Source organism: Streptomyces sp. NPDC002104, from assembly GCF_053593795.1.
The window spans coordinates 16,803-30,131 of sequence record NZ_JBSFDF010000047.1; the positions used below are offsets into that span (position 1 = coordinate 16,803).

General features: G+C 72.1%; 12 protein-coding genes. 4 read left to right on the forward strand and 8 right to left on the reverse strand.

The window, feature by feature from the left end; all coding sequences use genetic code 11:
- Positions 1 to 5 precede the first annotated feature (5 nt).
- Positions 6 to 3,176: a tetratricopeptide repeat protein gene (locus ACWCP2_RS29960; RefSeq protein WP_450911685.1), complete on the reverse strand. Its 3,171-nt coding sequence runs from the start codon at positions 3,174 to 3,176 to the stop codon at positions 6 to 8.
- A 189-nt stretch (positions 3,177 to 3,365) separates the two neighbouring features.
- Here ACWCP2_RS29960 and ACWCP2_RS29965 point away from each other — a divergent pair, with 189 nt between their 5' ends.
- Positions 3,366 to 4,697, forward strand: a complete 1,332-nt coding sequence (locus ACWCP2_RS29965; protein ID WP_450911686.1) for an ABC1 kinase family protein — start codon at positions 3,366 to 3,368, stop codon at positions 4,695 to 4,697.
- A 33-nt stretch (positions 4,698 to 4,730) separates the two neighbouring features.
- Here the strand turns inward: ACWCP2_RS29965 and ACWCP2_RS29970 are convergent, their stop codons facing one another.
- From ACWCP2_RS29970 to ACWCP2_RS29990, 5 genes are all read right to left on the reverse strand, one after another.
- Complete coding sequence (locus ACWCP2_RS29970) at positions 4,731 to 4,937, reverse strand: ADP-ribosylation factor GTPase-activating family protein (RefSeq protein ID WP_266881032.1); 207 nt, start codon at positions 4,935 to 4,937, stop codon at positions 4,731 to 4,733.
- A gap of 142 nt (positions 4,938 to 5,079) precedes the next feature.
- Positions 5,080 to 5,412, reverse strand: coding sequence for a hypothetical protein (locus tag ACWCP2_RS29975; RefSeq protein ID WP_450911687.1), 333 nt, complete (start codon positions 5,410 to 5,412; stop codon positions 5,080 to 5,082).
- Entirely contained in the window at positions 5,409 to 5,783 is a 375-nt protein-coding gene (locus ACWCP2_RS29980; RefSeq protein ID WP_266881030.1) for a WhiB family transcriptional regulator, read from the reverse strand. The genes ACWCP2_RS29975 and ACWCP2_RS29980 overlap by 4 nt, the downstream gene beginning before the upstream one ends.
- A 168-nt stretch (positions 5,784 to 5,951) precedes the next feature.
- Positions 5,952 to 6,308, reverse strand: coding sequence for a hypothetical protein (locus ACWCP2_RS29985; protein WP_450911688.1), 357 nt, complete (start codon positions 6,306 to 6,308; stop codon positions 5,952 to 5,954).
- A gap of 169 nt (positions 6,309 to 6,477) precedes the next feature.
- Positions 6,478 to 8,652 carry an ATP-dependent DNA helicase UvrD2 gene (locus tag ACWCP2_RS29990; protein WP_450911689.1) on the reverse strand — a complete coding sequence of 725 codons (2,175 nt, stop codon included), beginning with the start codon at positions 8,650 to 8,652 and terminating at the stop codon, positions 6,478 to 6,480.
- 205 nt (positions 8,653 to 8,857) lie between these two features.
- On the opposite strand from ACWCP2_RS29990, the gene ACWCP2_RS29995 reads away from it, so the two are divergent.
- From ACWCP2_RS29995 to ACWCP2_RS30005, 3 genes are all read left to right on the forward strand, one after another.
- Positions 8,858 to 9,118 carry a mycoredoxin gene (locus tag ACWCP2_RS29995; protein ID WP_450911690.1) on the forward strand — a complete coding sequence of 87 codons (261 nt, stop codon included), beginning with the start codon at positions 8,858 to 8,860 and terminating at the stop codon, positions 9,116 to 9,118.
- A gap of 137 nt (positions 9,119 to 9,255) precedes the next feature.
- Complete coding sequence (locus tag ACWCP2_RS30000) at positions 9,256 to 10,113, forward strand: aldo/keto reductase (RefSeq protein WP_450911691.1); 858 nt, start codon at positions 9,256 to 9,258, stop codon at positions 10,111 to 10,113.
- On the forward strand, positions 10,110 to 10,709 hold the full coding sequence (locus tag ACWCP2_RS30005; protein WP_450911692.1) for a DUF4328 domain-containing protein: 600 nt from the start codon (positions 10,110 to 10,112) through the stop codon (positions 10,707 to 10,709). The genes ACWCP2_RS30000 and ACWCP2_RS30005 overlap by 4 nt, the downstream gene beginning before the upstream one ends.
- A 123-nt stretch (positions 10,710 to 10,832) precedes the next feature.
- Here ACWCP2_RS30005 and nudC read toward each other — a convergent pair whose 3' ends face one another.
- Both nudC and ACWCP2_RS30015 read right to left on the reverse strand, forming a co-directional pair.
- Positions 10,833 to 11,801: an NAD(+) diphosphatase gene (gene nudC, locus ACWCP2_RS30010; RefSeq protein ID WP_450911693.1), complete on the reverse strand. Its 969-nt coding sequence runs from the start codon at positions 11,799 to 11,801 to the stop codon at positions 10,833 to 10,835.
- Between the two features lie 111 nt (positions 11,802 to 11,912).
- The gene (locus ACWCP2_RS30015) at positions 11,913 to 13,322 is read right to left on the reverse strand and encodes a dipeptidase (protein WP_450911694.1); all 1,410 of its coding nucleotides are present in this window, start codon (positions 13,320 to 13,322) and stop codon (positions 11,913 to 11,915) included.
- Positions 13,323 to 13,329 lie beyond the last annotated feature (7 nt).

Genomic DNA, 13,329 nt, shown 5'->3' on the forward strand with positions numbered 1-13,329 from the left:
GGTGGCTACGACGGTGGCGGCGGCGCGAGCCGCTCCTCAAGTACCCGGCAGAACCCCTCGATGCGGGGCTCGGCCGACGGGAGGACGGGGACGAGGCTGCGGAGGGCGAGGAGCAGCTCCCGAAGCTCGCCCGGGGTCGGATCGGCCGCAAGGAACCGAGTGAGGTCCTGCGCCACCTCGCCCCAGCTCGCCGTCAGACACCGCACGAGGAGCCGGTTCCCGATGTCCGACGGGGAGAGGTCGGCCGGCGCGAGGGAGCCGACGAGTTCCAGCACCCGCCGGATGTGCTCGTCCCGGGCGGGCCGCCCGAGCAACTGCGCCACGACAGCGGCCTCGTAGTGCGCCCAGACCATGTCCGGCTGGATACCGGCCGCCCGGGTGAGGTCCTCGGCGGCTCTGTCATAGCGGCCCAGCACTCGGAGCACCAGTCCGCGGCAGGTGAGCGCCCAGGCTTCGTCCGGCGCGCTTTCCAGGCTTCGGTCGAGGTCGGCGAGAGCCTCCTCGCAGCGGCCCGCTTTGCGCAGGCGGAAACCTCTCACGGCCAAGGTGTGGTGGTCCGCGGAGTCGTGGCCGACGGCCTGATCGAAGTCGGCCAGCGCCTCCTCGTACCGCCCGAGGACCACATGCACGTCACTGCGGCGGCGCCACGCCCAGAGGTAGTCGGGCTTCAGCTCGACGGCACGGGACAGATCGTCCAGCGCCTCCTCGTACCGCCGCGCGGCCGCGTGGGTCTCACCCCGGCCGGCGAGCGCCCAGTGGGAATCCGGAGCGAGTGCGATGGCCCGCGTGAAGTCGGCCGCCGCGTCCCCGTACCGCACGAGGGACCGATGGGCGTAGCCCCGGCAGGAGAAGGCCCAGGCAGAATCGGGTGCGAGGGCGATGGCCCGCGTGAAGTCGGCCACCGCGTCCTCGGACCTGCCGAGGGACCGCAGGACATTGCCACGGCGGGTGAAGGCCCAGTCCTGCTCGGGGTTCAGGTCGATGGACCGCGAAAAGTCGGAGAGCGCCTCCTCGTACCTTCGGGTGTCTTGCAGGACGGCGCCACGGATCCGCCAGGCGAAGGCGTCCTCCGGCATGCGAACGACGGCCTCGTCGAGAACCGCAAGCGCGTCGTCGTAGCGCTTCAGCGCCCAGAGAACCCTGCCGCGTGTGGTGAACACCCACATGTCGTCCGGGGCGAGTTCCCTGGCCCGGTCCAGATCCGCGAGTGCCTGTGCGTACCGCCCGGCTCCCGTGTAGGCCAGGCTGCGGTAGGAGAGGTTGCGAACATTCTCGGGATGCAGCTCCACGGCGCGGGTGTAGTCGGCGATCGCCTCGTCGGTGCGGCTCTCAAGGTGATGGGTCCGGGCCCGGCCGAAAAAGGCCTGTTCGTTCTCCGGGTCCAGCTCAAGGGTCCTCGTGTAGTCCGCCAGGGCGTCCGGATAGCGCTCCGCGTTGCGATGCTCCCGACCGCGAAGCCGCAGGGCCAGCGCTTGACCGGCCGTGTCGAGTCGCGCACGGGTCAGGAGGAGCGTCAAGACGGCGACAGCGGGCTCCGGCTCTTCCAGCGCCGCCTCGAACAGTCCGGACCACCGGACCACATCGGAGGAGTCCGTGTCGCGGGCCGCGGCGGTGAGGACCGTGACCCAGCGGCGGAGGGTGGTGATGCCGTGGCGGTAGGCGTCGACGAAGTCCCGCAGGACGGAAGGGAGGGCCGTGCGGGGGTTGGCGCAGAGGCGGTGGTAGGCCTCCTCCAGGCGGTAGCCGCGCCAGGTCTCGTCCGACCACCAGCCCTTGGCCGGGGCGGGCGCCTCCTCCAGGTGCGCGCGGCGGTCGCGGAAGGCGTCGGCCAGGCGGGTGTGGAGCTGCTCCCAGCGGATCGGGGACTGTCTGCGCTGCAGGCGCAGCATGGCGCCGCGGACCACCTCGTGATAGCGGCAGTGGCCCGAGCGGTCGGTGACGAAGGGCATCGACCGGAGCCAGCCGAAGAGTTCGGCCGCCTCCTCCTCGACGGCCGCCCGGTACACGTCCTCGTCCAGTTCCTGCGGGAACGCGCAGGCGAGGGCGGCGGCCCGGTGGGCAGAGCCGGGCACCCACTTCAGGAACCGTTCGACGGCGGTGCCGCTGGGGTCCCCGATCTCCTCCACCTCCTCCACCGTTCCCGGCTGCGTCTCGGCCAGGGTGGACACCAGGACCGGGAGCCGGCCCGACAGGCGCAGGATCACCTCGACGACCCGCTCGTCCGTGATCCCCTTGCCGGTGAGGAGCTCGCGCGCCTCGGTCTCGGTGAAGATCTCCAGCGGCCAGTCGGTGACCAGGTCGTGCCAGTCCTCCCAGGTGCGGGCGGCCAGCTTCGACTGGCCGGCCAGGACGACCAGCACGTTCGCGGGGAACTCCCCGTAGCGTTCGCTGCCGAGCACGTCGCGCAGCCAGGTGTCCAGCAGGGGGCCGGTGCGCTCGTAGGTGTCGAAGAGGAGCACGATCCACGGGTGTCTGCCGGCCGCCTCGGCAAGTTCCCGGAGGAACACCGGAGTCAGCGCGTCCAGCGGGGAGAGGACCAGTTCAACGTCGCCGTGGTTGCGCAGCCGGGTGCTGAGGAGGGCTTTGACCCGGTCCGCTCCGACGGCGACCTGGTTCGGGTCCACCGCGCCCGTGAAGGCGCCGACTCCCGGGATCATGCCGAGCCCGGCGAGGCCGATCTGCGAGGCGACCACGCTGGACGGGGACGGGGGCGGGGGCGGTGCGCCTCCCACCGCCGGGTCGGCCCCCACAGGGCCGGCGAGGCCTCCGGCGTCGGCCTCGTGCCGGCGCTGACGGTAGGTGGCGAGCAGTTTGTCGAAGCCCTTCAGTGCCAGGCCCTGCTGGGCGAACTGCGCGCTGATGACCTCCATGGTCTCGACGACGTCCCCGACCGACTCGTCCACGTACGCGGTGAGCGCCCCGCCCTCGCGGGCGATGGTCTCCAGGTGCCTCACCAGGGTCGATTTGCCGACTCCCGCCGGGCCCCGGACGTGGAAGAGGAACTGCGCCGCCTCCTCCGGGGGCTGGCGCAGGGCGTCGCGGAAGGCGGTCACCTCGCTCTGTCTGCCGATGAAGCCGACGGAACGCCGGCGCCGGATCAGTTCCTGCCTCGAAGGACGCCGCCCCGCCATCGCCCGGTCCTCCCCCGCCCCGTACATGGTCCGCCGTCCGTCCATGCTGGCCCACGGGGGCCGGCGGCGTCTGCCGACCCGGTGGATTCCCACTGGGTGCCGGGCTGGAGAGCGGGGCACTCGGACGGGGTGGGCGCGAAGGGCCATGACAGGATGCCTGTGGCCGGGAAGGCCTTCGGGGGGCTCCCCCGGACCGTGGCTTGCGGCTCAGCTGTCTGGGAATTGGAGGGGCGTATGTCTGATCTTCCCCGGAAGGCGGTCACCCGTACCGTCAAGCTGGCCGCGCTGCCGCTCGGCATAGCGGGCCGGGCCACTTGGGGGCTCGGCAAGCGGATCGGCGGCAAGTCGGCCGAGATGGTGGCGCGCGAGCTCCAGCAGCGCACCGCCGAGCAGCTGTTCCGCGTGCTGGGAGAGCTGAAGGGCGGCGCCATGAAGTTCGGGCAGGCGCTCTCGGTCTTCGAGTCCGCGCTGCCCGAAGAGGTCGCCGGGCCCTACCGGGCCGCGCTGACCAAGCTCCAGGAGGCCGCCCCGCCGCTGCCCGCGGCCACGGTGCACCAGGTGTTGTCGGAGCGGCTCGGCGCGGACTGGCGGGAGCTGTTCGAGGAGTTCGAGGACAAGCCCGCGGCGGCGGCCTCGATCGGGCAGGTGCACCGGGCGGTCTGGCACGACGGCCGCCAGGTGGCGGTCAAGGTCCAGTACCCGGGGGCCGGTGAGGCCCTGCTGTCGGACCTGAAGCAGCTGAGCCGGTTCGCGGGACTGCTCGGGCCGCTGATCCCGGGCATGGACATCAAGCCCTTGATCAAGGAGCTGCGCGACCGGGTCGCGGAGGAGCTGGACTACGAGCTGGAGGCCGAGGCGCAGCGGACGCACGCGGACGCCTTCGACGGCGACGAGGACGTCGTCGTGCCGGACGTGGTGCACCAGGGCGACCAGGTGCTGGTGACGGACTGGATCGAGGGGACCCCGCTGTCGGAGGTGATCGCCGACGGCACCCCGCAGGAGCGCGACCGCGCCGGACAGCTGCTGGCCCGGTTCCTCTTCTCCGGCCCGGCGCGGACCGGACTGCTGCACGCCGATCCGCACCCGGGCAACTTCCGGCTGATCACCGGGGCGGACGGCCGGACGCGGCTGGGCGTACTGGACTTCGGGACGGTCGACCGGCTGCCGGGCGGCTGGCCCAAGCCCATCGGCCGGTCGCTGCGGATGGCGCTGGACGGCGATGCCGAGGGGGTCTACGGGCATCTGCGCGGGGAGGGGTTCGTGCGCGAGTCCATCGAGCTGGAGGCCGACGCGGTGCTCGACTACCTGCGGCCGATGCTCGAACCGGCCGAAGCCGAGGAGTTCACCTTCACCCGGACGTGGCTGCGCGGCCAGGCCGCGCGGATCGCCGATCCCCGCTCCCCCGCGCACCAGTTGGGCCGGCAGATCAATCTGCCGCCCTCCTACCTGCTGATCCACCGGGTGACGCTCAGCACCATCGGGGTGCTGTGCCAGCTCGGCGCCACGGTCAGGCTCCGCGAGGAGCTGGACTCCTGGCTGCCGGGGTTCCTGCCTGACGAGGGCTGAGCCGGGCCGCGGCGGGCGGGCGCGGGCCGGCGCTCACCACCAGGCGGAGTCGAGGCGGCCTTCGATGGCGCGGAGGTTCGCACGCGCGCAGTCGACGCAGAAGTACTGTCTGGTCCCGTTCTCCACGGAGCACGTCCAGGTGGGCGGGGGGCCGGCCGGGGACTGGGCGCCGCAGCGCGCGCAGACGACGGGCGGGGCCTCGGTTCCCGGCGGTGCCGGGTGGGGAGTCGGCTGGTCCACCTCCAGACGATATCCCCGGGGGAGCCGGGGAGCGCTCCGCAACGCACCGGGGGACCAGCCCCTTCGGGCCGGTCCCCCGGTGGTTTGCTCTGGTGCTTCTTCTGATGCTGTTTCTGGTCCTGCCGGGCCGTTTCGGGCTCGGTCAGTGCATGACGGCCATGGCCAGCGCGCGCCGGGCGCGCAGCGAGACGCGCTCGGCTCGTCGCTGCATGCGCCGCGCGGCGACCAGGCGTACGGCGCGACGCTCGGCGTCGACCTCACGCATGCGGTCGTCCATATGGGCACGAGCCATGGCTTCTGGGATGAGTTGCATTTCGCGGGTCCTGTTCTGACGCGAGGTGTTCGCGCCGGCGGTGATGAAGTCTGCGGTGGCGGCGCCGTGCGGCTGCTCGCTCGTGGTGGCGTGGGGGGACATGAGGGCCTGCTTCAGGGGGTCGTGCGTGAGGGGGCGGTCGATGGTTCCGTGGGCGGTCATGCCGCGACAACCGGGTTCTTGCGCGGACGGCCACGGGGACGCTTCCGGGCGACGACGACACCCTGGACGAAGAGCTCGCCTCCCCAGACACCCCAGGGCTCGCGGCGCTCCAGCGCACCGGCGAGGCAGGCCTCGACCAGCGGGCAGGTGCCGCAGAGGGACTTCGCGTACTCGACGTCGGCCGGGGACTCGGCGAAGAAGACCTCGGGGTCGTAGGTACGACAGGCAACGGGCACGCCGAGGTTCTCGATGGCGTCGTCGAGCGCGGTCAGCGCGGTGAGGGGAGTCAAGGTGGAGTCCTCCGGGACTACTGCGGGCGGGGAGAGGGTCTGGGTCTTCGGTACGGACGGGGCGTGCGCTTCGAGTTGCACGGTGGTTTCTTCCTCGTCTTGTTCGTCTAGTCGTTCCGGCCGGTCGGCCGGGGGCGGCTGGGGTACCTCGCCCCTTCGGTCCGTCGTCCCCTGTTCGGGGACAAACAGAAGGGCCGCGGATCCCGGGTGGGGTTCCGCGGCCCTGAAGGCGCCGGCCTGATCGTCAGATCAGGCTGGATCACTCCAGGGTTCGAGCCCGCGGTAGGCCCACATCAGGTGGTGCTGCTTCTTCGTCTGCGTCGTCTGGGCTCCGGCACCGGCTGCGGCCGCAAAGGCATAGGCGCCATGCGCCTGGGCTTCTGCTGCCATTACTGCCACCGGTGCCTGGATCGGTCGCTCATTGCGGTCACGGACCAGCAGCGCGCTCGGCGCGGCGGGCCGGACGGCACTGTCAGCGCACAGCGCGGACAGACCGGTGACCGGCAGACCGGTACCCGTGAGGGCAAGGAGCGAGGAGGAGCCGAGGGTGCAGGAAGCGGCGACCGAGCGATCGGTCATTTTGGTGGTGGTGATGAAGCTGGTCACTGGTCTCGCCTCCTCTCGGCGTCTCGGGGACTTCGGCCCGGAGGCCTGGTCCCATGCGTATTCGGATAAGTACAGCACGGATCAGGGGCTTCGGAGAAGCCACCGTTTCCGTTGCTAAGAACCTATGGGGCTTCGCTGGGCATGTGCAAACTATTTTTCCGACGAGTTTCTACGCGTCGTCAGGATCTTCCGTCCCAGGCTCCTCACCTGCGCAGATGGCCAGCACATCGGCTCCGTACCGCTCGAGCTTCCGGGCACCCACGCCGGAGATCATCGAGAGCTCTCCCTCCTGCGAGGGCGCGGCCTCCGCGATGGCCATCAGCGTCTTGTCCGTGAAGACGCAGTAGCCGGGCATGCCCTGGGCCTTCGCCTGGACGGCGCGCCAGTCGCGCAGCCGCTCGTAGAGCCCTTCGTCCATGTCCGAAGGGCAGTCGTCGCAGCGCATCAGTTTGAGCTCGCCGGCGTCGGTCAGGGTCTTGCGGCAGACCCGGCACACGGCAGGTCCGCGGCGGCTCCGCTTGCGGGCCCCGGGCTCGGCCGGACCGCCCGGCCGGCTTCCCGGTGCCAGGGAGCCCGGTCTCAGGCCGTTCAGGAAGCGGCTGGGGCGCCGCGACCCGCGGCCGCCGGGAGTCCGGGAGAGGGCCCAGGAGAGCGTCAGGTGGTGGCGGGCACGGGTGACGCCGACATAGAGCAGCCGGCGCTCCTCCTCGACCTGCTCGTCGGTCTTCGCATAGGTGATCGGGATCATGCCGTCGGTCAGGCCCACGAGGAACACGGCGTCCCACTCCAGGCCCTTCGCCGCGTGCAGCGAGGCGAGGGTGACGCCCTGGACGGTCGGGGCGTGCTGGGCGGCCTTGCGCTCGTCCAGTTCGACCGTGAGGTCGGCCAGGGTCGCGGCCGGGCGGCCGCGGGCGAAGTCCTCGGCGAGGCGGACCAGTGCGGCCAGCGATTCCCACTGGTCGCGGACGGCTCCGGAACCGGCGGGCGGTGCGCTGCTCCAGCCGGTGGAGCTGAGGACGGCCCGGACCTGGGACCCGAGCTCGACGACGTCGTCGAGGAGCCGGTCGTTGCCGCCGGAGCGGGCGGCTCCGCGCAGGGCGAGGATCGCCTTCTGGACCTCGGCGCGCTCGAAGAAGCGCTCGGCTCCGCGCAGCTGGTAGGGGACTCCGGCGTCGGCGAGGGCCTGCTCGTAGACCTCGGACTGGGCGTTGATGCGGTAGAGCACGGCGATCTCGCCCGCCGGGACCCCGGCCGCGACGAGGTCGCGGACCCGGTGGGCGATGCCCTCGGCCTCGGCGGGCTCGTCCGTGTACTCGGCGTAGACCGGGTCGGGGCCGGTCTCGCGCTGGGAGACCAGCTCCAGGCGGTGCTCGGCGGCGCGGCCCTTGGCCTGGGCGAGGAGCCCGTTGGCGAGGTGGACCACCTGGGGGGTGGAGCGGTAGTCGCGGACCAGCTTGACCACAGTGGCCTGCGGGTACTTGGTGCGGAAGTTCAGCAGGTGGTCCGGGGTGGCGCCGGTGAAGGAGTAGATGGTCTGGCTGGCGTCCCCGACCACGCAGAGGGTGTCGCGCTCGCCGAGCCACAGGTCCAGCAGCCGCTGCTGGAGGGGGCTGACGTCCTGGTACTCGTCGACGACGAAGTGCTGGTACTGGGTGCGGATCTGCTCGGCGATGTCGTGGCGGTCCTGCAGGATGCCGACGGTGAGGAGCAGCACGTCCTCGAAGTCGATCATGCCGCGGTCGCGCTTGAGCTGTTCGTACGTCCCGTAGATCTGGGCGATCTCGGCCAGGTCGCGGGGGGCCTCGCGGCCGGCTTTGCGGGCGGCCGCCGGATAGTCGGCGGGCACGGTCTGCGTGACCTTCGCCCACTCGATCTCGCCGGTGACGTCGCGCAGCTCGCCCCGGTCGAGGCGGATGCGGCAGCGCGCGCCCGCCTCCGCGACGAACTGGATCTTGCGCTCCAGCAGCCGGGGCACGTCCCCGCCGACCGCCTTGGGCCAGAAGTACTGGAGCTGGCGCAGGGCGGCGGAGTGGAAGGTCCGCGCCTGCACCCCGCCCGCGCCCAGCTCGCGCAGGCGGCCGCGCATCTCGCCGGCGGCACGGTTGGTGAACGTGACGGCCAGCACACTGGCGGGCATCAGCTGGCCGGAACGGACCCCGTAGGCGATGCGGTGGGTGATGGCCCGGGTCTTGCCCGTACCGGCGCCCGCGAGCACGCACACCGGCCCGCGCAGGGTCGTCGCGACCTCGCGCTGCTCCGGGTCCAGGCCCAGGAGCACCGCGTCGGCCGAGTCGGCCGAGTCGGCGCCGGGCGTGATGGATGAGGTGTGCGTTGCTGATGTCACCCAGCCAGCTTGCCAGGTCTCCCGGGGAGGCCGGGAACTTGTCCACAGGCCCGCCCCGCCGGTCGTACCGGAGGCCGTACCGGCCGTCGTACCGGAGGGCGTACCGGCAGTCGTACCGGCGCCGGAACGCGGGGCGGGGAATGGGCGCGCGGTCCCGTGCGTTCGAGTACTCGGACCACCGAGCCTTCACAGAGGAGAGCGCAGCATGCAGGACACGGGCACCGTCACGATGTACAGCACGACCTGGTGCGGCTACTGCAACCGGCTGAAGAAGCAGCTGGACCGGGAGGGCATCGCGTACACCGAGATCAACATCGAGCTCGACCCCGCGTCCGCCGCGTTCGTGGAGAAGGCGAACGGCGGCAACCAGACGGTTCCGACCGTCCTCGTCACCTCCGCCGCGGGCAGCGAGTCGGTCATGACGAACCCGAGCCTGGCCCAGGTCAAGCAGGCCCTCGCGGTCTGATGTCCGGCCTCCCCATGTGCTGAGCGCCACGCACGGAAAGCCCCCGCCCCGGCGGGGGCTTCTGCGTCCGGGGACCGGCCAACTGGCCTGTTAGCGTGAGCCCTTGATCGGTTCGATCAAGGGGGAGGAAACAACACGTGAGGACGACCGTGTTCCGCGTCGGCGGGGATCTGGACGTGCGCAGGCTCGGTTTCGGGGCCATGCGTCTGCCCACGGCCCCGGGCCCGGACCGTGAGAATTCGCTCGCCGTGGCCCGGCGGGCCGTCGAGCTGGGCGTCACGCTCATCGACACCGCGTACATGTACGGCTGGGGCGCCAACGAGGAGCTGCTGGCCGAGGCCCTGCACCCCTACCGTGACGGGGTTCACATCACCACCAAGGTCGGCATCGCCCGGGCCGTCCCGTCGGGCGAGTGGACGCAGGACGCGCGGCCGGAGGCCCTGCGCGAGCAGGTCGAGCAGGCGCTGCGCCGGCTGCGGGCCGAGCGCATCGGGCTGCTCCAGTTGCACCGCATCGATCCGCGGACGCCCCTCGCCGACCAGATCGGCACGCTGCGGGACCTGCGGGCCGAGGGCAAGATCGGCCACATCGGGCTCTCCGAGGTGACCGTCGGCGAACTCGCCGCCGCCCGGGAGATCACCGAGATCGCGAGCGTGCAGAACCGCTACAACCTGCTCGACCGGACGCACGAGCCGGTACTCGCCGCGTGCGAGGCGGCGGGCATCGCGTTCCTTCCCTGGGCCACCGTCGCCTGGGGACAGTCCGGGGCGACCGCCGAGATCGCCGCCGTCGCGGCCGAGGCCGGAGCCACCCCCACGCAGGTCGCGCTCGCCTGGCTGCTCGGCCGCTCGCCGGTCGTGCTCCCGATCCCCGGCACCTCCCGGATCGCCCATCTGGAGGAGAACCTCGCCGCGCAGGACCTCCGGCTGACCGAAGCCCAGCGGGCCCGTCTCGACCGGCTCTCCGACCCGGGCGACCAGGGAGAGCGGGCATGAGCCAGTACAACCTGCCCGTGGGGGAAGCCGCGATACGGGGGCCCCGCCACCTCTTCCGCAACCCGGCCGGACCGGCGCTCGTCGCCCAGTCGCTGATCGCCACCTCGGGCCTCACCGACGTCTACGTCATCGCGACCGGCGGCAAGGACTCGCCCTGGCTAGCCGAGGACATGGTGCCGTTCCCGGCCGTGCTCCAGGTGGCGTGCTGGATCGCGTTCCTCTTCTGGTTCCGCCGCGTCCGCTGCAACGCCGAGGTCCTCGCCCCGGGCAGTCACACGTACTCCCCGGCCTTCGCCCTCGGCGCCTGGATCATCCCGCTCGCCATGTGGTGGCTGCCGCGTCGCATCACCCTCGACATCCACCGGGCCGGCGGCCCGCCCCGCGGCGCCTGGCTGATCAACGCCTGGTGGCTCGTCTGGCTCCTCGACGGCCCGCTCTCGGTCGCCTTCCACCTCCTGGTCCTCCACCAGACGGACTACCGCAACCCGGTCGACGAGGCCCTCAACATCCTGTGCGCGATCCTCGCGATCGCCGTGATCCGCCGGGTGAGCGCCGCCCAGCCGGCCGGCCCGCTGCCCTACCTGAACATGACCTGACGGACGTCCGGAGCACGCAGCTCCGTAGACCGGAAGTCCGTAGACCGGAAGTCCGTGGACCGGAGGACCGGAGCACGGAAGGCCCCCGCCGGAGCGGGGGCCGTGGCCTTGAGGCGGCGCGGGTCAGGCGGTCGCGGCCGGCTTCGGGAGGGGCTTTCCGTACCAGAGCTCGACCAGGCGGGCCGCGATGGAGATGCCCGCCGGGGGCAGGACCTCACCGGCCTCGATCGCCGTGCGCAGGTCGTCGCGGGAGAACCAGCGGGCCTCCTGGATCTCGTCCCCGTCGACCTCGATGTCGAAGGTGACGGCGCGCGCCGTGAAGCCCAGCATCAGGCTGTACGGGAACGGCCAGGGCTGGCTGGCGACGTAGTCGACCTCGCCGACCTTGACGCCCGCCTCCTCCCAGACCTCGCGGATGACCGACTGCTCGATCGACTCGCCCGGTTCCACGAACCCCGCGAGGGTGGAGAAGCGGCCCTCGGGCCAGTGCACCTGGCGGCCCAGCAGCGCGCGGTCCTGGTCGTCCGTGACGAGCATGATCACCGCCGGGTCGGTGCGCGGGTAGTGCTCGGCCCCGCAGCCCGGGCAGCGGCGGATGTGCCCGGCCGCGGCGACCACCGTGCGCTCGCCGCAGCGGGAGCAGAAGCGGTGCATGCGCTGCCAGTTCTCCAGGGCCACCGCGTGCACCATCAGCCCGGCGTCCCGTGCGGAGAGCAGCATTCCGGCCTCGCGCAGCCCCGCCGGGCGGGCCGACTGGTCCATGCGGCCGGGCAGCGAGTCCTTCTGCAGCGCGAAGTACCGTACGCCGTCCTCGTCGGTCCCCAGGAAGTACCGGTGGGTCTCGGTGACCGGGGCCTCGAAGGCCGGGGTCATCACGATCTCGGTGCCGCCGTCGGGGGTGTCGTCGATCAGGACCTGGCCGCCCGAGACGACGAAGACGCGGGTGCTGGGGTGGCTCCAGGCCGCGGCGAGCCACGCCTCGTCGAGGCGGTGGTGCGCGGCGCGGTCGATGCCGGCGGGCGCGGCCAGGGAGATCGGACGCGGCGAGATCGGACGCTCGGACTCGGTATGGGTGCTCACAGGTACTTCCAACTCCCCCGGTGGTGGGACACAGGCAGGCTCAGCAGGACGGACGGGTGTGCGGTGGCATGTGGGGCGGCGTGCGCGGGTGCACGTGCGCGTGCGCGTGCCGGCGGGGCGTCGTCAAGCGGACGCCGGCTTCCAGTGGGCGGCCAGGTCGCCCCAGAGGTGGGCGGCCGTCTCCACGCCCTTGGTGAGCAGGTCGAGCTCGACCTTCTCGTTCGGCGAGTGCCAGCCGTCGGAGGGCACGGAGATCCCGAGGAAGAGGACGGGGGCGTTCAGCACGTCCTGGAGGTCGGCCGCCGGGCCCGAGCCGCCCTCGCGGGTGAAGCGGACCTTCTCGCCGAAGGCCCGGCTCATGGCCCGTACGACGGACTGCAGCGCCGGGTGGTCCAGCGGCGTCAGGCACGGACGGGTCGGGGCGCCGAAGGTGATGGAATGCCGGATTCCGGCCGGGATGCGCTCGTCGACCCAGGCTGTGACGGCCGTCTCGACCGCGTACGGGTCCTGCCCGGAGACGAGGCGGAACGACAGCTTCAGGTGCGCGGAGGCGGGCACGATGGTCTTGCCGCCGGGGCCCTGGTAGCCGCCGCCGATGCCGTTGACCTCGGCGGTCGGTCGGGCCCAGACGCGCTCCAGCGTGGAGTAGCCCGCCTCGCCCGCGGCCGCGTACGACTTGGCCGTACGGAGCCACTCGGCCTCGTCGAAGGGGAGCTCGGCGATCAGCTCGCGCTCCGCGTCCGTGAGCTCGGCGATGTTGTCGTAGAAGCCGGGGATCGTGACCCGCTCGTCCGCGTCGTGCAGGGCCGCGACGAGGCGGGCGGCGACGGTGGCCGGATTGGGCACGGCGCCGCCGAAGGCACCCGAGTGGATGTCCTGGTCGGGGCCGAACAGGTCGATCTCGCAGTCGGCGACGCCGCGCATGCCGGTGCAGACGGTGGGGGTGGTCTCGGACCACATGCCGGTGTCGGAGACGATCACGACATCGGCGGCGAGGCGGGCCGCCTCGCGCTCCACGAGGGCGCGGAAGTGCGGGGAACCGGACTCCTCCTCGCCCTCGACGATCAGCTTGAGGTGCACGGCGGGGGCGGACGCGCCGGTCGCGGCGAGGTGGGCCCGGACGCCGAGGGTGTGGAAGAAGACCTGGCCCTTGTCGTCGGCGGCGCCGCGCCCGTACATCCGGCCGTCCTTGATCACCGGCTCGAACGGGTCGGTGTGCCAGCCGTCGGCGAGCGCGGCGGGCTGCACGTCGTGGTGCCCGTAGACGAGGACGGTGGGGGCTGCGGGGTCCTCGCTCGGCCATTCGGCGAAGACGGCGGGGGCGCCGGCGGTCTGCCAGACCTCGGTGACCGGGAAACCGGTCTCCTTGAGCTTCGCGGCCAGCCAGTCGGCGCTGCGCCGTACGTCGTCCGCGTGCTCGGGCTGGGCCGAGACGGAGGGGATGCGGAGCCAGTCGGCGAGGTCGTCGAGGAAGGCGGCGCGGTGTGTGTCGATGTACGTGCGGACGACGCTGTCCGCCGGGGTGTCGCTCATGCCCACG